Origin of the sequence: Alloacidobacterium dinghuense, assembly GCF_014274465.1 — a bacterium.
In the GTDB taxonomy this organism is placed as follows: Bacteria; Acidobacteriota; Terriglobia; order Terriglobales; family Acidobacteriaceae; genus Alloacidobacterium; species Alloacidobacterium dinghuense.
In genome coordinates this window covers 2,770,906-2,790,325 of record NZ_CP060394.1, presented here as the reverse complement: position 1 = coordinate 2,790,325, position 19,420 = coordinate 2,770,906, and the positions used below count along the sequence as shown (strand labels likewise).

General features: G+C 56.7%; 17 protein-coding genes. 4 read left to right on the top strand and 13 right to left on the bottom strand.

Going from position 1 to position 19,420, the window contains the following annotated elements; translation table 11 throughout:
- The first annotated feature begins 97 nt into the window (after positions 1-97).
- On the top strand, positions 98-2,293 hold the full coding sequence (locus H7849_RS11325; RefSeq protein ID WP_186746582.1) for an outer membrane protein assembly factor BamB family protein: 2,196 nt from the start codon (positions 98-100) through the stop codon (positions 2,291-2,293).
- A 178-nt stretch (positions 2,294-2,471) separates the two neighbouring features.
- Positions 2,472-3,341, top strand: a complete 870-nt coding sequence (locus H7849_RS11320; RefSeq protein ID WP_186746580.1) for a ThuA domain-containing protein — start codon at positions 2,472-2,474, stop codon at positions 3,339-3,341.
- Positions 3,342-3,390: 49 nt separating this feature from the next.
- Here the strand turns inward: H7849_RS11320 and H7849_RS11315 are convergent, their stop codons facing one another.
- The 8 genes from H7849_RS11315 to H7849_RS11280 form a co-directional block, all read right to left on the bottom strand.
- Positions 3,391-4,146 (bottom strand): SDR family NAD(P)-dependent oxidoreductase, encoded by a 756-nt coding sequence (locus H7849_RS11315; protein ID WP_186746578.1) that lies wholly within the window; start codon positions 4,144-4,146, stop codon positions 3,391-3,393.
- Positions 4,147-4,192: 46 nt separating this feature from the next.
- On the bottom strand, positions 4,193-5,806 hold the full coding sequence (locus H7849_RS11310) for an acido-empty-quinoprotein group A (protein ID WP_186746577.1): 1,614 nt from the start codon (positions 5,804-5,806) through the stop codon (positions 4,193-4,195).
- On the bottom strand, positions 5,803-6,657 hold the full coding sequence (locus tag H7849_RS11305; protein WP_186746576.1) for a c-type cytochrome: 855 nt from the start codon (positions 6,655-6,657) through the stop codon (positions 5,803-5,805). The genes H7849_RS11310 and H7849_RS11305 overlap by 4 nt, the downstream gene beginning before the upstream one ends.
- Positions 6,658-6,860: 203 nt before the next feature.
- Positions 6,861-7,850, bottom strand: coding sequence for a zinc-dependent alcohol dehydrogenase (locus H7849_RS11300; RefSeq protein ID WP_186746575.1), 990 nt, complete (start codon positions 7,848-7,850; stop codon positions 6,861-6,863).
- 221 nt (positions 7,851-8,071) lie between these two features.
- Complete coding sequence (locus tag H7849_RS11295) at positions 8,072-8,821, bottom strand: anti-sigma factor family protein (RefSeq protein ID WP_186746574.1); 750 nt, start codon at positions 8,819-8,821, stop codon at positions 8,072-8,074.
- Positions 8,811-9,341 (bottom strand): sigma-70 family RNA polymerase sigma factor, encoded by a 531-nt coding sequence (locus H7849_RS11290; protein WP_186746573.1) that lies wholly within the window; start codon positions 9,339-9,341, stop codon positions 8,811-8,813. Before H7849_RS11290 ends, H7849_RS11295 begins: the two co-directional genes overlap by 11 nt.
- Before the next feature lie 171 nt (positions 9,342-9,512).
- Entirely contained in the window at positions 9,513-9,833 is a 321-nt protein-coding gene (locus tag H7849_RS11285; RefSeq protein ID WP_186746572.1) for a c-type cytochrome, read from the bottom strand.
- A 27-nt stretch (positions 9,834-9,860) separates the two neighbouring features.
- A complete protein-coding gene (locus tag H7849_RS11280) occupies positions 9,861-10,856 on the bottom strand; it encodes a metallophosphoesterase family protein (protein ID WP_251106750.1) in 996 nt (331 codons plus the stop codon).
- A gap of 257 nt (positions 10,857-11,113) precedes the next feature.
- Between H7849_RS11280 and H7849_RS11275 the strand changes: the two genes are divergently transcribed.
- Positions 11,114-11,521 carry a di-heme oxidoredictase family protein gene (locus tag H7849_RS11275; RefSeq protein ID WP_186746571.1) on the top strand — a complete coding sequence of 136 codons (408 nt, stop codon included), beginning with the start codon at positions 11,114-11,116 and terminating at the stop codon, positions 11,519-11,521.
- Positions 11,522-11,850: 329 nt separating this feature from the next.
- Here H7849_RS11275 and H7849_RS11270 read toward each other — a convergent pair whose 3' ends face one another.
- Positions 11,851-12,546: a DUF2306 domain-containing protein gene (locus tag H7849_RS11270; protein WP_186746569.1), complete on the bottom strand. Its 696-nt coding sequence runs from the start codon at positions 12,544-12,546 to the stop codon at positions 11,851-11,853.
- An 81-nt stretch (positions 12,547-12,627) separates the two neighbouring features.
- Here H7849_RS11270 and H7849_RS11265 point away from each other — a divergent pair, with 81 nt between their 5' ends.
- Positions 12,628-13,272, top strand: coding sequence for a TetR/AcrR family transcriptional regulator (locus H7849_RS11265; protein WP_186746568.1), 645 nt, complete (start codon positions 12,628-12,630; stop codon positions 13,270-13,272).
- A gap of 9 nt (positions 13,273-13,281) precedes the next feature.
- On the opposite strand, the gene H7849_RS11260 is transcribed toward H7849_RS11265, so the two are convergent.
- From H7849_RS11260 to H7849_RS11245, 4 genes are all read right to left on the bottom strand, one after another.
- Complete coding sequence (locus H7849_RS11260) at positions 13,282-14,115, bottom strand: ABC transporter ATP-binding protein (protein WP_186746566.1); 834 nt, start codon at positions 14,113-14,115, stop codon at positions 13,282-13,284.
- A 7-nt stretch (positions 14,116-14,122) separates the two neighbouring features.
- The gene (locus tag H7849_RS11255) at positions 14,123-14,905 is read right to left on the bottom strand and encodes an MlaE family ABC transporter permease (protein ID WP_186746564.1); all 783 of its coding nucleotides are present in this window, start codon (positions 14,903-14,905) and stop codon (positions 14,123-14,125) included.
- Positions 14,906-15,027: 122 nt separating this feature from the next.
- Positions 15,028-16,464 (bottom strand): sigma-54-dependent transcriptional regulator, encoded by a 1,437-nt coding sequence (locus H7849_RS11250; RefSeq protein WP_186746562.1) that lies wholly within the window; start codon positions 16,462-16,464, stop codon positions 15,028-15,030.
- On the bottom strand, positions 16,457-19,285 hold the full coding sequence (locus tag H7849_RS11245; RefSeq protein ID WP_186746560.1) for an ATP-binding protein: 2,829 nt from the start codon (positions 19,283-19,285) through the stop codon (positions 16,457-16,459). The genes H7849_RS11250 and H7849_RS11245 overlap by 8 nt, the downstream gene beginning before the upstream one ends.
- Positions 19,286-19,420 lie beyond the last annotated feature (135 nt).

Here is a 19,420-nt window from a genome sequence, read left to right as displayed (position 1 = left end):
GATATCGTCGAGCGGCCTGGTTTGCTTGTTGTTGTTTATACCGCTCCTTGCCTCTGGCACAGGAGGTCAAAATGACTCAACACTTGGATCGGCGTCTTTGGACGCACCCGCAGACTGGCCGATGGTCGGCCATGACCCGGGAGGAGAGCGGTATTCGACTCTGATCCAGATCACGCCGAGAAACGTTCGTGACCTGAAGATTGCCTGGGTTTATCACATGAGACCCGTCACGAAGGTGGAACCGAGTCATGCTGACGCCAAGCGTTCCTACAGCGGAGCGGGCTTCCACCAGTCTGAAGATCAACCGCTGGTGGTCGGTCAAACCATGTATGTGGTCACACCTTACAGCCGCGTGGTTGCGTTGGATTCATCGACGGGCCAGGAGAAGTGGGTCTTCGAGATTCCGGATGGTGATAACGCTTCCTTGCGCGGCGCAGCATATTGGCCCGGAGAAGGTAGTTCCGGCGCGGCGATCATCTTCGGGACGCGCCGCGGAAGAATGTACTCAATCAGCGCGGCAACCGGCCATCTCAATGCGAGCTTCGGCGTTAACGGAATGGTTAACCTGAAAACGCCGGAGGTGATGAGGACTGGCATCGACAAGAGTTATATCCTGCCGTCGCCGCCCACCATATACAAGAACTTGATCATAACTGGCGCGGGGCCCGGTGAAGGACCGGGCGGTAAGGATGGAGGCTTAGGGCCAGCAGGCGACACGCGCGCCTGGGATGCAAGAACCGGCAAACTTGTCTGGACGTTTCACTCCGTACCTCTTCCCGGAGAGAAAGGGCATGAGACCTGGGCAGGAGACAGTTGGAAGAACCGTTCGGGTGTAAACGTCTGGGGTTACATGACCGTCGATGTGGAGCGCGGCATTCTCTACATGCCCTTCGGAGCTCCGAACAATGACCGCGTCGGCGTGGATCGCCCCGGCGATAATTTATTTGGCTCCTCTCTCGTGGCCGTCAAGGCTGATACTGGCAAATTGCTGTGGTATTTCCAGGTAGTTCACCATGACATCTGGGACATGGACACGCAATCGCCTCCAACTCTGTTCAACGTAAGACATGGCGCCGAAATCATTCCGGCTGTCGCCACGGTCAACAAGAATGGATTGATGTTCATTCTCAATCGTGTCACCGGCAAGCCAATCTACGATGTGATAGAACGGTCTGTTCCAAAGAGCAACGTGCCGGGTGAGCAGACGTCCCCTACCCAGCCCGTTCCGGTCCTGCCGGAACCGCTTTCTCAGGTGACGCTGAGCCGGTCGAATCTCTACAAAGACACTCCGGAGCATAAGGCATGGTGCGAGAAGTACGTTGACGACAACGATATGCTGCTGGGCGAGGTTGAATTTACGCCGACTCAACTCGACCGTTACACCGTCCCCATGCCCGGCACGCAGGGTGGCGTCAATTACTACGGCGGAGCCTTCGATCCGAAGTCGGGCTTCTTTATTGTCAACGTAAACAATCTCGCGCAGCCGATGCGCATCATTCGTAATCCAGACGGGAGCTACATCAACTCCGGTCCACTTGCTGGTATGCAACGCTTTTGGAATCCTGCCAATCACTTGCCCTGTACACCGACTCCCTGGGGACAATTGGTTGCAGTGAACGTCAACACCGGAAAAATCGCCTGGAGATCCACGCTCGGAGTGACCGACAGCTTGCCCGAAGGCAAGCAGGATACGGGCCGGCCAGGTCTGGGCGGAGCCATCGTTACGGCGAGCGGACTCATCTTCATCGGCGCCACAGACGACGCTCGCTTCCGTGCCTTCGATGAAAAAACGGGCAAGGAAATCTGGACGGTAAAGCTTCCGGCGGCCGCCGAGTCCACACCCATCACCTACGCAGATGAACGCGGGACTCAATATGTGGCTGTTGTTGCAACTGGGGGCGGTCTTATCGGCGCCCCGCTCCTCAGCGATGCAGTCATTGCCTATTCACTATCAGGATCGAATGCCGTCTCCTCTGTTTTGGAGAGCCACATAGCTACGCAGCCAGAGCCAGCTGCTTCCGCAGGCTCTGGCAAGCCTGATATCGCCGTGGAACCGGCTGCCACCCAGGCATCTCTCTTTCCTCCCGGTCCAGGACGGGAGCTCATGCTCAGGGTTTGCTCCGGGTGCCACTCGGCGAACTGGTCGGCCACGCGACATATGGACGCGAAGGAGTGGAATGATCTTGTTCAAACAATGGCTGGTCGCGGAGCGGTTGCTACCGATGAGGAGTTTGATGAAATTTCCGCCTATCTGGCAAGGTCTTTTCCCAAGAGTGGCTCGGCGCCGAATTGACAGGCCGAATCCGAATCTAGTATCTATGGTGCGCTTTGAGATGTTTCGTGAAGCATCGCCACCTGTAGACTTTAACGAGAGCTCTGTTTTGGGTATCCGTCCAGATTGTCTCCAATATTCACTTACACTCCAGCGGACCATAGGGGCGTTCTATGCAAAGAAAAGATATTGCGACCTCATGCCGCTGGCTCTTCTTCTGCTACTTGCATTCACCGCTGTGCTGACGCCGCAGGCCAATTGCCAGGCCACGAGCGCCAATGCGCAGGCGCCGCGCCCGTGGGATCAGAATCCCACCGGAATGCACATCTACATATGGGCCGGGCTCAAATCCCACCAGCCGGGACAGCATGACTATCCGCAGTTCCTTGCTGACTGGAGCAAGCTTCTTACCGAACATGGCGCCGTAGTCGACGGGGCCCTGCACGCACCCCGCGCCGCAGATCTGGAGCACGCCGACGTCGTGATTATCTACAAGGGAGATGCAGGCTATCTCATCGATGAGGAAAAGGCTGCTCTCGAAGCGTATATTAAGCGCGGAGGCGGATTAGTCAGCATTCACGATTCACTGTGCGGCCCCGACCCCGCATATTTCGCCACACTTGTCGGAGGCGCAAAAAAGCACGGTGAGGTCAACTACACATTAGGCGCGCCCATCCCTTATACAATCGTTGACGCTGCCAACCCCATCATGAAGGGCATGTCAAACATCACCATCTTCGACGAAGCCTTCTACAACATGACCTGGGCGCAGAACCCGAGCATGCATGTCCTGGCTACCGCCGTCATACCGGGGACGCCGAGCGCTGGCGCGCACAAAGGAGAAGTTGTGCCGCAGATCTGGATCTATGAACACGCTTTGCCAGGTGGTGAGCCGGCCAGGGCGTTCGTCTGGATGCAGGGGCATGAGTACGCGAACTTCAGCAATTATCAAATTCAGCAAATGCTGCTGCGTGGCATCGCATGGGCCGGGAAAAAGCCCGTCGACACGCTGGTCGACTATGTGCCGCCGCAGCCCTCGCATACGCAGTCGCCTGCTGTGAATAAGTAGCTAGAGTCGGCCAACGCGACGGCATATTTATCTTTCTCACATGGCCGAGTTACTTGGCCGTCCACCCGCCGTCGATGAGGATGTCGGTTCCCGTGATAAATCCCGCGTCTTCGGAGCACAGATAGCAGGCGAGGGCGCCAATCTCCTCGATCTTGCCCCATCTCCCAACCGGCAGGCTCGCAAGAAACAAGGCATTGGCTTCCGGATTGTTCATCACCGCCGCATTCATGTCCGTTCCGAAAGGCCCCGGGCTAATACCGTTGACGGTGATTCCTTCGCCGGCCAATTCCAGCGCTAGCGCGCGTGTGAGACCGAGAAGAGCCGCCTTTGCAGAGGAATACGCGGTACGCCCCGGTAACGACACATGACTCATAATCGAAGTCATGTTCAGAACGCGGCCGTAACCGGAACCCTTCATTCCCGGCACAAATGCGCGGCACATCAGAAATGTCGAGATCAAACTCGAGTCCAGAACGCTGCGAAACTCCTCCAGCGAGTAATCCACCAGATTCTTCCGGATATTCGTTCCCGCATTGTTAATGAGAATCTGTGCAGCTCCGAAGCGCTGATTTACGGCATCCGCCAGGATGGCGACCTCTTTCTCCTGCGTCACGTCGGCGGTAAAGATGGCAGCTGTTCCGCCCGTTTCCTCAATGGCATCGCGCACCAGTGCCAGACGCTTGCTGTCGCGTGCGACCAACGCAACGTTCGCGCCTGCTTCGGCCAGAGCCTTTGCCATTGCTTCACCAAGACCACGGCTTCCTCCCGTAATAACCGCCGTTCGGCCTTTCAGACTAATGATCATCTCCTATCTCCTGTTCATGAACTGCCGTAATGGGTGCAATTGGCCTTCATTGAGGCAGGCTCCAGGCGTAGAGGCTGTCACCTGCTCCGAACAAAACATATTGTTTTCCATCCAGAATGTAGGTAATCACCCCACCCGATTCATTGGCGCCAACTTCGTGATGCCAAAGCACATCACCTTTATCGGCACTGTAGATGATCACATTCTTCTGGTCGTCACCGGTAACAAGCAGATTGCTTGCGGTCGTCAGAATGCTCGGACCAACTGTGGTCGGTGCATTATTCAGGTTCGGATACGCATGCTTCCACACTGCATTGCCTGTAAGCGGATCGATCGCCTGCAGCACGCGCTGCGAATAGCCAATGCTCATACCCGTGCCTCCATAACCTGACGGTTCTTTGCTGTCATCGGTCAGGTAGTAAATAGCCTTTCCTTCGACTGAGTTGACATAGACCAAGCCGGTTTGCGGATTGTACGCAGGGGCCGGCCAGTTTGACGCATTCACGATGTTGATGGAACCGCCGACCGTAGGATCCTTATCGGGAAACGGGATAGGTTCCCCCTCCTGCGAAAGGCCTGAGTAATAGTCCAGAGGCACATACGGCTTCACCACAAGATATTTGCCTGTAACTCGATCAAGCGTTATAAAGAAGCCGTTCCGAGCTGCCTGCGCGACCAACTTGCGCGGCTTCCCGTCCACAACCTGATCAAAGAGAATCGGAGCCGTCGTATTGTCGAAATCATGCGTGTCGTGGGGCGAAACCTGGAAATACCACTTCAATTTCCCTGTATCCAAATCGAGCGCGACGATCGCTTCCGTCCATAGATTGGCACCTGGACGCCCCTGCCCAGCAAACACTGGATTAGTATTCCCAGTTGGCCAGTAGAGCAGATTTAGTTCCGGATCGTAAGTTCCCGGCATCCACGTCATGCCACCGCCGTGGTCCGATGTCGCCTCATTCGGCCACGTCTTCAGCGCCGGATCGCCATTGCGTGGCGTCGACCACCAGGTCCATTGCAGATCGCCCGTTTCAGGATCGAATGAATCGAGGAATCCGGGCATGTCCATCGCATCCCCGCCGACCCCGACAATTACGTGGTTCTTGACGATAAGAGGCGCCGACGTCGAGAAATACTGTTTGCGCGCGTCGGCATAATTCCTCCTCCACAGTTCCCGCCCTGTATTTGCATTCAGCGCGATGAGCCAGTTATCCGGGGTGAGGAAAAAAACCGTCGACCTCCAGATCCCTACCCCGCGCTGCCCCACGAGATGGCCACCATGATCGACCCAGTCGTAGCGCCACAGGGGGCTTCCAGTCCGCACATCCAGCGCCCACACATGATCCGGAATGGTGATGTAGATTACGCCGTCGACCAAAAGCGGCGTGCACTTGATCACGGGAACGGGTGCGCCTCGCTGCGCCCCAACTCCCGTGATCTTGAAAACCCATTGCTGGGCGAGCTGATTTACATTGGCGGGCGCGATCTGTGTAAGCGTGCTGTAGCGCTGACCACTGTAATCGCCGTTGAAGGTGGTCCAGCTGGTGATAGGTGCTTTGCCGATTGCGTTCGGGTCGAGCGAAACATGCGGTACAGCGGGGCTCGCACCAGCCAAGGCTGCAGTTGCGATTGCCGCGCAAGCTCCGCTGGCTAATTTCATTTCAGCGTCGCTAGGTAAGCCGTGACGTTGTGCATATCATCGTTTGTCAGCGTCATAATCATTTCCTGATGCGCTGCAAGCGGATCCTTGATCTGCACCTCAGCTCCAGGTTCCAGATTGACGACACGCGTTTGCCCCGCGCTGTCTACCAGCGTGATGCGAAAATCGCTTATCTGTGTAGCCCGCCCGGTTATGGTAGCGCCATCCAGCGTCTTCACAGTTGCTGTGGCTGCCCGCGTACTGCTTCCAGCACGCGTCGGCCAGATCCACTCATGCTGCAGCTGCTCGGCAGAGCGGAACTTACTGCCAATATGCGCAAATGTATCCCCTGTATGGCACGACATGCAGCGAGCCGCCACATACGCCTGACCTTTCGGAGCATTTCCAACCACAATGTTCAGCACATGATACGTCCCGCGATTCGCGACCTCCTCAACCTGCAAATGCAGAAACTCAGAAATGTCCCTCAGCTGATCGAGCGGCAACGTGGCAAAGGCCGGCATCCCGCTTTCCGGGCGTCCCTTCTGCAGGAATGGGGTCAATCGCTCCCCATGGTCGTCGTTGAGCACTTCGTCCGAGGTGATCAGGCTGGGGCCCGTGGCGCCGCGTGCCTGTGGACCGTGGCAAAACGCACAGTTCTTCTGGTAAAGCGGCGCTCCGCGTGCAGCGGCCGCTTTATCTGGCTCTGGACCAAGGCCCAAAAGAGCGCGTGTGCTGGCGGCCCGTTGTTCTGGCGTCATGCTCTGGTGCTGCGCTGTATTCTGACCGCCGCTCGGCTCTTCCTGCCCCGTTGCGGTTGTCACGAGAGCAAAGACCATGGCGAGCATTACCGGGACAACCGGATGGCGCATTCCCACTCCTTTCTCGACTGGCCTCTAGCGAATGCTGATGATCGATCTTGACGACTGGAAAAACTGGCTGCTCTCGTTCAGTCCGTTCGGCTGCCATGCGCAGTATACAAATCCGCCTCGATCCAGGGGGAGAAGCTATAGACCATCTGTTCCATGCGTGGGGAAGGGAGCGCAACCTGGGCCACAAGAAAAAATCCAAAACGCTATGAGACCTGCAACACCATCTTGAGAGTTCCCCCCGGAGACTGCGTGATCGTGTTGAAAGCCTGCTGGCCCTCTTCAAGTGGCAACACTCTGGTCCACGAAGTCAGATCGATCTCGCCGGCTTTCAACAGAGTGAGGGAGCGCTCGAAATCCAGCGGAGTATACGCGAACGACATTGTCACCCGATGCTCTTTGCGAATGCTGGCAACAAAATCAATCTCACTCCTTTCCTCCGCCATTCCCAGGAGAACAACCTGTCCACCGGGACGGCAAAGGTCGAATGCCGCTTGCCGGGCAGGTGAGGAGCCGCTCGCATCGAGGACGAGATCGAAACCTGCTCCAGCAAAACGGCGAGCTTCATCACGGCCCTCGGCGGTCGCTACATTCACAGCCAAGGTTGCACCCATGTCGCGCATCGCGGCCAATCGCGCATCATTGACGTCCTGGATAAGCACCTCGCGCACGCCGATTCGATTTGCAGTGAGCAACGCAAGCGCGCCCATTGTTCCCGCACCCACGATTCCCAGACGGAAGAACGGCTGCGGAGATGCGAGCCGGAACAAATGGACGATATTCGCCAGAGGCTCGACCAGCACTGCGCGAACGGTAGGCATCGCTTCAGGAATCTCGTAAAGCTGATCCATTGGAACGGATACGAACTCAGCAAAACATCCCGGTATCTGATCCATCCCAAGGAGCCTCCAGGAAGAACAGAGATTCAGTGCACCGCTCAGGCAGGCGCTGCATCTCCGGCAGCTTACAAGAGGGTTTGCCACAACTCTCCGGCCATCGTTGAGCCTGCCAACGAGTTCATGGCCCAGCACCAGAGGAGGAACGCGGCGGCGGCTGTGCCCCAGAAAACCTGACATGTCAGAGCCACAGATACCTGCTGCTTCTATCGCAATCACAGACTCACCCGGGAGAGGCTGCGGTCGCTCGCGCTCCTGCATCTCTACTACTCTTACCGCGGTGTACACAAGGGCGCGCATCGGATTATCCCCCCGGAATGGTTCATATTGAATGGGCGCCGACGTGACCTGTGGCACTTCGCTAGATTACTCTCCAAACTCGCGGTCTTCCATCAAGCAAAGAGGCGGCACATCTCTGGGTGGTCTTGCAGCCTGCACTCCGTTGGGTCCCGACTTATATCGGCAGCGAGCGATAATGATGGCCGAGCATGGCTATGGAAATATCGAGTCTTTCCCCGAAACTATTCGTTCGCAATCTTGATCAACTGAGCCAACTTCTGCATCTCGTTCGCGTCCGCATCACCGATGATTACGAACCGCAATTGCTGCGAATCTTCGGTTGCCACTGTGAAGGAGTTGCGTTTTTCGGTCCGGCTTCCGGCGGGCAGCGCATTTGAAATCTCTGTTGTCTTCTGAAAGATCAGCACGGATATCTCGTGCTTGCGTAGATTGAAGATCAGCTGTGCTCCGGGTTGTTGATGAAGATAGACGAGTCTTCCCCCGAGGAGACTAAACTCAGTGCCAGTCAGCTCGGGAATGTTGAAGCTGAAAGGAATCTTACTTTGAAACCAGGGCTTGACTGTATGGCGGTCGGTTGAAACCACATCAACAGGGTTTGCACTCGCGAGGGCCTCGACGTGCAGGTCGGCCACCTCACCGAGTGAGTCCGTGTGACGAGAACGCTGCATCCAAAGGACGGCGGCGATCACAAGAAAGACGGCTGCTGTCGCTAGTGCTGATACGAAGCGCGTCCTCCACCAGTTGTGCCGCGGTTTTGCGATCTGTCGTTCTATCTTTCGCCGGAACTCAATTGTGGGAGTAAAGCGGGATCGCGCAGCCCGCAGGCTGTGCTTGAGACCTATCAACTCCGAAACCTCTGCGGCGCAGCGAGGGCATTCGCCAATGTGTTGCTGAAGAGCGCTTGCCTGATCCGCCGAAAGTTCGCCGTCCAGATACTGCACGAGCATTGCGCCATCCTGATCACAGTGCATGCTGAGCCCTCCGAGGCGCCTTGAGTGCATGGCGCAGCGCGTGTTTGGCCCGGTAGAGGCGTGACATTACCGTGCCGATTGGCAAAGAAAGTATTTCGGCAATCTCCCGGTAGGAAAATTCTTCCACTTCGCAGAGCAGAATGATCTCACGAAATTGCGCGGGTAAGCTCTCCAATGCGTCCACGATTGTTTGCTGATTCTCTTGCCGCAACAGCAAGGCTTCGGGAGTATCCGTGTGTGCGATCGTGAGATCCATATCCGTGTCTTCGTCTTCGAGCCACGAGGTATTTCGCGCCATCAGGCCGCTTCGCGAGGTCAGGAACGTGTTGCGCAGAATACGGAACATCCATGCGCGGATATTCGTGCCTTCCTGAAACGACTTGAACCCGCGGAGTGCCTTCGTATATGTCTCCTGCACCAGGTCTTCGGCTTCGGCGCGATTGCCTGTCAACCAGTGGGCGAGGTTATACAGCGAGTCGAACAACGGTAGTGCCAGCTGCTCAAAAAACTCTGTGTCCATTCATTGCGCCTTCATGAACGCCACCGGCAGTCTAATTCATTGAAACAGCTTTCAAGAACCTGATGATGTCCGCGCGCTCATCGGGCTTAACAATCCGGAAGGCCATATCATTATCCGGGATGAGTGAGTCGGGATCTGTCAGCCACTTGTCGAGAGAAGCGTCGTCCCAGGTTACAACCGACGATTGTAACGCGGCGGAATACTTGAAGCCGGGAACTTTACCTGCCTGCCTTCCATAAACTCCTCGAAGCCTGGCCCCTCCTTGTCCTGGTCCAGCGAATGACACCCGGTGCAACGTTTCTCAAAAAGCTGCTTGCCGCGATCGGAATCACCGTCCGCGCGGCTGATGCGGGGAAAAGCGATCAGCGCTGCCAATATCAGGACGCCTCCGCTGAAGCTGACCATGAACGCTGAGTGCATCCAACCGGAAAAACGGGCGGCGGATCGCTGTAGTTGCGCCGTCGATGTCTGTACTAGCCTGTGTCTCATCATTTCTTCTCCGATATCTGACTCTTTACGTCATACAAGCTCTGAAGAAGAAGAGACTGCCGCTTCATCAGACAGCGATGCGTCGACAACGGCCAGTTGGCGCCGCTGCGCCATGAAGTGCACTTCTGTGATTCCGAGCACGCCGCGCAGCTTTTCTGCAGGCACCTTCATTGGGCCAGGTGACGGCGCAGCGCCGGGGGCGGGTTGGGGAAAAGCGGTTGACATTGCGGTGTGGAATGTCGCGTTGCCCTCTACCTTTTGCATCACCTGATGAATGTGGCCGTTCAACACGGTGACCGATCCGAATCTTTTGAGGAAAGATAGAGCTTGTGCACTGTCCGATGTGCCCCATCCCCAGTCTGGATAAACAGCCCAGAGCGGAATATGCGCAAAGAGGACAATCGGCGTGCTGTTCTTTTGTTGGGTCAGGTCCTGTTTCAGCCAGTCGAGCTGCGCCTGACCGAGTTTTCCCATACCTTCCAACTGAACTACATTCACCAGACCGATAAAATGCACGCCCTTGTGATCGAAGCTGTACCATCCGTTTCCCGATGTGCCTTTGCCATAGCGTTCGAGATAAGACTTTCCATCGTCAACAGAAGTATCGTGTTCGCCGGGAACGTAAAACACTTGCCTCTTTGCTCCCGCCAGCACTTGATCCATCGTGTCGAATTCGCTTGGCTTGGATGAGTGCGTCAAGTCGCCTGTGTGGATCAGGAAATCCGGCGAACTGGGAATTGCAAGGATTTTGTCCACTGCAGCCTGGAGCGTGCCGGTGACATCCGCGTTTGCAGGCTTGTTAAAGCCGATGTGACTGTCGCTGATCTGGACAAAAGTGAAGTCTTCTTGTTTTTTCGGATGCGTCGCTGCGCCAAAGACGCGCGAGACTGGGACGCCTCCGATGAAGCTCCATACGACTCCGGTTCCGGCCCATGCCATGCACTTGAGAAAACCGCGGCGATCAATGCCGTCGGATGACGCTGAAGATTGATAAGAACTAGGAGTTTCTATGTCGGGCTTTTTCACGTTTCTTTTCATTCCCTCGGATGAGTGTTGCTGTTCATCGAGGAGAACTGAGATAAGCACGATTTATTCCTTGAGCTTTGAAAAAATCAGACAGGTTCTGTTGTTCGTGAGCCTCGATCGGTGATCCCTTTTCAATGCTGAAGAAAAATTACTCGATGCCGGAATAATTCGACGGTCATGGCAGTTAGCGAGAGTACAGGACCCCGCCTCTCTTCTCGGGAAGGGTCAGGGAGTCCCTTGCATGAGGAGGAGCACCCATGTCTCGACGTAAGGTCATCCTGCAAGGATGCCTATTGGCAGTGGTTATAAGATTGGCTATTGGCCTTGCTGGAATCAGTCAGGAGTCCGCCAAAGACGCGCCGGCGGGCTTCAATACTCCCAGTTTCAATGGCGCTCAAAGCGTCAGCAACGGAATTGCCGAGCCCCCGGGGGATAGCTTCGCTCTCGACCAGCAAGTCTATGAGGCAAACCATTCCGTGCAGACTGGACTGGGTCCGGTATACAACGCGACCGCGTGCGTCAGTTGCCATGAGAATCCCAACAGTGGCGGCGCAGGCCAGATTACGGAACTCCGTGTTGGCCACAGCGACGAAAACGGCAATTTCGTGAATCCCACGGTTGTCATCAACGATGGCAAGAACACGATTACCGGAGAAATCCGCTGACAAGAGCGATCCACGGCCCCGCAGAGTGCACGCCGAGAAATCTCATCTGGCTGACGGCTTCGGCGGTGAACAGCCCGAGGCAGCCAATGGCGCCGAACTGCAGAAAGAGGCAGGTGAGTATTTGCGTATGATGCGTCTGGAAGTAGGAAACGATAGTGCTGACTGGTTCCTATGCTCCGGGCGAGTAGGGCTTGCCTGCCATGGCCGTAACCGGATAGAGGCCGGCGTTGAAAAGCAAGGTGTAAAGAATTGCGAGTAGCGCAAGGTGTGGCCCTGATGGCGCTTTGCAGCTTGTTGTGTCGTCATGGTTCGTTCAGGGCCGGCATTGGCTACGAATGCACCGCCGTCGTTTCGAATTGGAATGGGTGTTTCCTGGAGCGCAACCACAGCTCGATCGCAATGGTGTTGATCGAGAACCCTATCCAGAAGGCAATACCGAAAAATTGTTGTGGCTTGAGATGTGTGAGAGTGCTGGTGGCGAAGAGGACGCCCATCACCGGGCGTGTTGTTGCTATGCCTAGAAGAACTGCTACGGCACGGGTGAGCCACTGCTGCTTGAGGTGGAGAGCGCCGGTACGCCGATATTGCCATGCGCGAAAGAGCGAATAGAGGAAAAGGCTGTTGAAGAAGTAGACTGCTGAGCGCTCCGTCCATCCACCGATGGCATAGGTGCTCATGGCATACGCGGTGATGCCCACGATCGCACCGAGCGCAAAGAGGAGCCGCTCAATCCAAAGAGCGCGCGCAAAACGGCTGAAGTAGATAAAGGGCAACAGAAGAACGAAAGCGAGTGCCGGCAGAATGTGCGCCAGCGTCAACGCAGTATGGGAAGCAAAAGACTGATCGAGGCCAGCCATTTGCGGAGGAGGCGATTGCGGCGGATTCAGAAGCACGACAATGCGGCGGATCACGACGGCGACTGCGATCACGACGCACATCCAGAAGCCAACGCGCAACACGCGGGGGAATGCTTCTTTCTGAATCAGGATGGTTGGGTTCTCTGCGGAATCGAGGTGAGCCGGCATCTGTTCCTCCGATCTAAGGGGCATGATACAAGTTAATTTTACATGTTGTAAAGTTAATCTTTGCAAGCTATGATGACAGCCGTGGCGAGAAAGAAAGAAGCTGCCTGCAAGAGGCCCTATTCTCTGGGCAAACGCCTTGAGCTGTCTGATCAAAAGCGCGCGACGGTACTGGCGGAACTGCGGAAACAGTTGGAAGCGAAAGGTTTTACCGGTCTGACGCTGGACCGGCTTGCACAAGCCAGCGGCGTCACGCGGCAGACGATCTACAACCTGTTTGCCAGCAAGACGGGTTTGCTGGAAGCGCTCTTTGACCAGATTGCTCTCGAAGGCGGCATGGAGCGCATGCGGAATGTGATGATGGCGGCGAATCCGGAATTGATGCTGGGTGGCTTTGTAGAGATATTCAGCAGCTTCTGGAGCAGGGACCGGATCCTGATCCGTCGCGTGCATGGGATTGCGGCTATTGATCCGGAATTCGGAGCGGTTGTAGAAGCACGCAACCAGCGGCGCAGGTTTGCAGCGATTCGAGTGATCGACATGCTGGATCGACAAGGCAGACGCGATGGAGCGGACAAACATATGGATAAGGAGCAGCGCGTCGCCACGCTCCATGCACTGACTTCATTTGAATTCTTTGACGCGCTGAGCGAGGGTTGTGGTGGCGTCGACCAAGTTGCGCGTTTACTCCCCCGGATCATAAAGAATGCTCTCTCGCTGGAAAGCTGATTCTCTTGCTTAGGTTAGATATTCCTTCAGGAATGGGTCGTCGGAATGAACGAGGTCGTGGGTTGATCCGTCGAAGACGAGCCTGCCTTCGTTGAGAACGAGAAAGCTGGTCTGAGGATCGGACTGGCCTTCGGGGAGCGGCTCCATCTTGTTGGCTTCGAGGTTGAAATGGTGCGAGGCAAGCACGAAGGCATCCTGGAGGCGGTGCGTCACCAGCAGGGAACTGGTGTGGTAGACATCGCGCTGCTTGATGACGAGTTCAATGATGGTGGTGGATGTGATGGGGTCGAGGCCGCCGGTGGGTGAATCGTAGAGAAGCAGGTCGGGCTTGGTGATGATGGCGCGGGCAATGGCGACGCGGCGACGCATGCCTCCGGAAAGCTCGGATGGAAACTTGTGGATCGTGTGTTCGAGTTCGACGAAGCGCAGAGCCTCGAGCACGCGCTGATCGATTTCGTCGTCGGCTCTGTGCTCCTCCATGAGACGGTAGCCGACGTTGTCGCGGACTGTGAGCGAATCAAAGAGCGCGCCCTCCTGGAAAACGATGCCGATGCGGGCGCGCAGGGCGAAGAGCTGCTCTTCGGGCATGGCGCTCACTTCTTCCCCGAAGACAAAGATGCGGCCCGAGTCCGGGCGAAACAATCCATCTGTCATTTTGAGAAGAACGCTCTTGCCGACGCCGGCGGGTCCGAGCAGGATACGCGTTTCGCCCGGCTTTACGGTGAACGAAATGTTATTGAGCACCGGCTTGTTTTCGAAGCCGATGGTGACATTCTCAAAGACGACGACAGGCTCGTCTGATGAAGGCTGCTTGAGTTCGGGGGCAAGGGCGGCCTGGCTCATGCGTGGATCACCTGCCGAAGATGCCAATCATGAAGCGGCTGATGATGAAGTCTGAGGCGATGATCAGAACAGAGGAGACGACAACGGCCTGCGTTGTCGAACGGCCGACGCCCTGTGTGCCACCTCGGGTTGTCATTCCGTAATAGCAACCGATGGTAGAAATGATGAGTCCGAAGAAAAGCGGCTTGGCTAATCCCTGGACGATGTCGGCGTAGCGAAGCGACTGATAGGCAGTGTGGAAGTACTGCGATCCGTCCTGACTGAGCAGGAAGACGGAGACAGCGGCTCCGCCGAGGATGCCGATGGCGTCAGAGATGATGGTGAGGAAGAAGAGCATGATGACGGTAGCGGTGATGCGCGGCATCACCAGCTTCTTGAGCGGATCGGTACCGAGAGCGCGCATCGCGTCGATCTGTTCGGTTACCATCATTGAGCCGAGTTCGCTGGCCATGCCGGAGGCGTTGCGTCCGGAGACCATGAGGCTGGTGAGCACCGGGCCGAGCTCCTTGATCATGGAAAGGGCGACGAGCTGTCCTGTGACCGCGGCTGCGCCAAACTGGGCGAGCGTAGAGGCGGATTGCAGCGCCAGCACACCTCCAGTAAAAAAGCCCGTCAGGATGACAATGGGAATCGAGCCGACACCGATGATGTCCGCTTGTGTGATGATGTCGGCACCGTAGAACGGCCGGTGAAAGAGATTGCCGAGTGCGCGACCTGAGATCAGCGCATATTGCTGCACCGCGCTGACACCTTTTTTTGCTGCCCGATCAAGCGTAGCGATAGCGGCCATTGTCCAGTTTATTCGCCTAGATGCGACAAGAAGAATTGTGACTCACAAGGGTGAGGGTAACACGGACCAAGCCCTTCGACGATGGTCTCGCATGGCGCCGAGGAGAAAGGGATTCGGCGCGTTTACTCCTTTACTCGCTTTTTGATTTCGATATTGAGGCGCTTGATCTTCTGGTTCAGCGTCGAAAGCGGGATACGGAACTGCTCGGCGGCTTCGGTCTGGTTCCAGTTGCAGTGTTCCAGCTTATCGACAATGATGCGGCGCTCAATGTCTTCGATGATGTCGAAGAGGGATGCGTTGGGGTTGTGTTCAAGCAGGCTGGAAGAATAGCTCCGGCCGGTGAGATGGCCGGGCAGAAGATCGGAGTTGATGGTCTGACTGGATGAGAGTACGACGCCGCGCTCGATGATGTTTTCGAGTTCGCGCACGTTGCCAGGCCAGTCATAATCGACGAGCGCGCGAATGGCGTCGGATGAAAGCGAGCGCAGCGACAGGGTGTTTTCCTCAGAGAAGTGCTTGAGAAAGTGGGTGGCCAACAGCGGAATGTCTTCGCGGCGGCTGCGCAGCGGTGGCAGATCGACGGTGATGACGTTGAGCCGGTAGTAGAGGTCTTCGCGGAATTTGCCATCACGAACGGCGTGGCGCAGATCGATGTTGGTGGCGGCAATAATGCGCACATCGACCTGAATTTCTTGAATGCCGCCAAGCTGCATGAAGCGCCTGTCCTGTAGAACGCGCAGGATTTTCGCTTGCGTGTCCATGCCCATGGTGGCGATTTCGTCGAGAAAGAGCGTACCGCCGTTGGCGACTTCGAAGAGGCCTTTCTTAGTGGCGATGGCTGATGTAAATGCGCCTTTGACATGGCCAAAGAGCGTGGATTCGAGCAGCTCGGACGGCATGGCCCCGGTGTTGACCGGAACAAAAGGCTTGTCGCGGCGTGGCGAATTTGCATGCAGCGCCTTGGCAATGAGCTCTTTGCCGGTTCCGCTTTCGCCCTGGATGAGCACGGTGGAGCGGCTGGGCGCGACCTGCGCGACGAGGTCGAAGATGCGCAGCATCGCTTCACTCTTGCCGACGATGTTCTCAAAGTTGTAGCGCTGCTTGAGCGCACGCTTGAGCTGGATGTTCTCTTCTTCGGCGTGATAGCGCGCAATGGCCGAGCGAATGTCAGCCAGCAGCTTCTCGTTGTCCCAGGGCTTCTGAACGAAGTTCTGAGCGCCGGTGCGGATAGCCTCAACCACGTTGTCTACCGTTCCGAAGGCGGTGATCATGATGACCGGCAGATCGGGGCTACGCTCGCGGATGAGCTGCAGCACTTCGAGGCCGTTCTTGCCGGGAAGAGCGAGATCGAGCAGAACGAGATCGTAGGAGGAGCGGTCGATCCGATCAAGGCCCGATTCGCCTTCGGGCGCGGTCTCAACAACGTAGCCTTCGATGGTGAGCAGCGTTTCCAGCGATTCGCGGATGGAGGCTTCATCATCGATGATCAGGATGCGGTGCGCACGTTCCGATTGCGTTGACATTGTAGAGGGCGGTGCTGCAAGAGTGCCTTCAGACATGCGCTGGTTTCCTTAACATGGGGAATTCGAGGAGAAATGTCGTGCCTGTTCCTACCTGGCTTTCAACGTGAATTTTTCCGGCGTGCTCCTGAATGATGCCGTAAGTAACGGCGAGGCCAAGGCCGGTACCGCGGCGCTGGCCATGCTTGGGGGCGCCTTTGGTGGTGAAAAACGGATCGTAGATGCGCTGCAAGTGCTCGGGCGCGATGCCGGAGCCACTGTCAGAGATGGAAACGCCGATGAGTCCGTTGGCTTCGGTGGCGATGCGCAGCGTTCCCCCGCCTGTCATCGCATCCTTGGCGTTGAGAAACAGATTGAGGAAGACCTGCTGCAGTTTGCCGGAGTTGCCAAGGATTGGCGGAAGCTTTTCACCGAGGGCAAGCTCAGTTTTGACCTGTGCGGTCTTGAACTGATGTTCCAACAGGGTGAGCGTTTCGCGGATGATCGCATTCAGGTCGGTTTCGCGGAATTCCGTGCTGCTGGTGCGCGAAAAATTGAGCAGGTTGTTGACGATCTCTGAGGCGCGAAATGTCTGGGAAGTAATTTTCTCCAGCAATGGAGAGAGCCGCTCGTCACCGCGCAGCTGTTTCGCAAGCATCTGCGTGTAGGACGAGATGACTGCGAGCGGTGTGTTGACTTCGTGCGCGACTCCCGCGGCAAGGAGACCGATCGAAGACATCTTTTCGGCCTGGCTGAGTTGCACTTCGAGTTCGGTGCGCTCGGTGATGTCGTCGAGAAGGATGATTCGGCCAACGGTTTGGAAATTGCGGGCGATGAGCGGCGCAATCGCGATATTGGCCGTGCGGGCCTCACCCTCGCGCATCTCCAGGCGGAACTTGTAGAGATTGTGCACGCCTGCATCGTTCTTGACGCGATGGAACTCATGCATGAAGGTTGGGGGAAAGACTTCTGAAATGCGCTTGCCGAGAGCCTCACGGCGCGGCAGAGCACAGAAGACCTCCATCTGCGCATTCCAACTCTCGATGCGGTCTTCGAGATCGACGGCGAGGATACCGACGTTGATTGATTCGACGATATTCTCGTTGAATTCCTTGAGGCGTTCGTATTCGGAGATCTTCTGTTCGAGGCTCTGATAAAGGCGGGCGTTCTGGATGGCGATGCCGATGTAGCCGGCCAGCGATTCGAGCAGCTCCATGTCCTCGCTCGAAAGGAAATCGCCTTCGCTGGTGCGGCCAAGTCCGATGACTGCGATGGTGCGGTCTTGCAGGCGACAGGGCAGATAGTAGTTCAGGTCGAGCAGTGCTGTTGTGCGGCGCTCGCTGTCGGTTAAATGCAGAGCCTGCTGCGGGTTTTCAAGAAAGATGTGCGAACCGGCGTCGGGCTGGTCGAAATCAAGAAAAGTGAGATTGAGCGCTTGGCTGCCATCGAGGACGGATGGCTGTAATCCATGACCAGCTGCCAGTCGGTATTCGCCTGTTTTCTCCGTGAGTATGACTGCGACGCGCGAAACCAGCAGGGTGTGCGGCAGACGCTCCACGATGGAGTTCAGCAGAGCATCGAGGTCAGTCTGAGAGCTGAGGCCGCGTCCGAACTCGATCAATGTTTCGCGGTAGTCGAAGCGTTTGCGATCGAAGGCGCGGTCAACCCATTCCTGGATGCCGCGCTTTAAGGGGTCGAAGAGCTGGGCGGTGATGATGATGGCGGCTACGAGTCCCCAGAGCCCGAAGCTGGGCAGTCGATTGCGGACAACTTCACCGGCAAGGGCGACCAGCCCGAAATACAGCGCCACGAGAGCGGCCGTTGCGAGCGTGTAGGAGACACCCCGCTTGAAGATGAGGTCAGTATCCATGAGCCGGTAACGGATGATGGCCCAGCTGAAGGTCAGCGGCAGAAAGACGAGGGCCAGGACTGCTACCTTGGTCAGGAGGTCCGGGATCTGCGCGTCGGCCAGAAACGGAATGGCATAGAGGATTGTGAATGGCGCGATGGCCAGCACAGTTCCGCGCGTGAGCCATTTAAGTTGCTGGCGCCGCAGCGGTTGGTCCTCACGTTGATAGTTGACGAAGAAGATGATCGCGGCCAGAACATAATAGAGGGCCTGGTAGCCGATGGTGAATTGGTCAAGGCGGTGCTGCAGCAGCGCAGTTGCGGACCAAAGCTGGATGGCGGTGACCTGCAGCCCGATCACCAGGCAGGCCGGAAGATACGCGACACCTATCAGCCAGCGGTGAATGCGCCGGCTATCTGAAAAGGCCACAGCAAAGTGCAGGAAGAGCGCGGGCTGCAGGGCTCCGGCGATAATGTTGCCCCAGAAAATGACCTGGTCAAGAGCGTTCAGCTTGCCGGTGTATTTGAAGGCATAGAGCGTGAACGACGCAAGGCAGAAGATGTAGAAATGAGTCGCGTGCGGCGCCGTCCAGCGTCGGAAGAGGACGTAGAGACCGATGCCGAGATAGACCAGCGCGATGAGACGGAAGCCCTGATTGTTGCTGCGGTCGAGGGGGTCGAGAATCAGCGGCACTTCGGGAAGCCGGACCCCGGAGCGGATGACCGAGTAACGGATAGTACCGTAAGCGCCGGTGCGCACCATCTCCCGCACCAGCGATGCGTACCGCGGCAGCGGATGGTCATTTGCCTGGACGATCAGGTCGCCGGTCTTGATACCCGCCTTCTGGGCGGGGCTGTTGGCCAGGACGCGCTGGGCTTCGAGACCGCCGGATGCCTCCACCCACCAGACACCGTCAGTCGGGAGCTGGTAGTTATTTTCCTGGATGAAATTAAAGGCCGCAAAAACCGTCGCAGCTACTGTGAAAAGCGCCAGGAGGAGAACCGTAATCCGGGTTTGTAGCGGCCTTTCCATGTGTGCGGTTCAATGAATAGAGCGTGTGCAATCGATACCATGCAACTGAACTGCCATCGCGAGCCTACGATGGCTTACATGCCCCGCTGTCCAGTATACCCTTGATTTTGGGTAAGATACGGAATTTCGTGAAGA

Bases quoted from the DNA above. Each gene is read 5' to 3' on its own strand.
- H7849_RS11260 (WP_186746566.1), bottom strand. From the start codon at position 14,115: ATGAGCCAGGCCGCCCTTGCCCCCGAACTCAAGCAGCCTTCATCAGAC.
- H7849_RS11245 (WP_186746560.1), bottom strand. From the start codon at position 19,285: ATGGAAAGGCCGCTACAAACCCGGATTACGGTTCTCCTCCTGGCGCTT.
- H7849_RS11315 (WP_186746578.1), bottom strand. From the start codon at position 4,146: ATGATCATTAGTCTGAAAGGCCGAACGGCGGTTATTACGGGAGGAAGC.
- H7849_RS11285 (WP_186746572.1), bottom strand. From the start codon at position 9,833: ATGATGAGACACAGGCTAGTACAGACATCGACGGCGCAACTACAGCGA.
- H7849_RS11290 (WP_186746573.1), bottom strand. From the start codon at position 9,341: ATGGACACAGAGTTTTTTGAGCAGCTGGCACTACCGTTGTTCGACTCG.
- H7849_RS11300 (WP_186746575.1), bottom strand. From the start codon at position 7,850: ATGCGCGCCCTTGTGTACACCGCGGTAAGAGTAGTAGAGATGCAGGAG.
- H7849_RS11320 (WP_186746580.1), top strand. From the start codon at position 2,472: ATGCCGCTGGCTCTTCTTCTGCTACTTGCATTCACCGCTGTGCTGACG.
- H7849_RS11295 (WP_186746574.1), bottom strand. From the start codon at position 8,821: ATGCACTGTGATCAGGATGGCGCAATGCTCGTGCAGTATCTGGACGGC.
- H7849_RS11270 (WP_186746569.1), bottom strand. From the start codon at position 12,546: ATGCCGGCTCACCTCGATTCCGCAGAGAACCCAACCATCCTGATTCAG.
- H7849_RS11310 (WP_186746577.1), bottom strand. From the start codon at position 5,806: ATGAAATTAGCCAGCGGAGCTTGCGCGGCAATCGCAACTGCAGCCTTG.
- H7849_RS11255 (WP_186746564.1), bottom strand. From the start codon at position 14,905: ATGGCCGCTATCGCTACGCTTGATCGGGCAGCAAAAAAAGGTGTCAGC.
- H7849_RS11305 (WP_186746576.1), bottom strand. From the start codon at position 6,657: ATGCGCCATCCGGTTGTCCCGGTAATGCTCGCCATGGTCTTTGCTCTC.
- H7849_RS11250 (WP_186746562.1), bottom strand. From the start codon at position 16,464: ATGTCTGAAGGCACTCTTGCAGCACCGCCCTCTACAATGTCAACGCAA.
- H7849_RS11275 (WP_186746571.1), top strand. From the start codon at position 11,114: ATGTCTCGACGTAAGGTCATCCTGCAAGGATGCCTATTGGCAGTGGTT.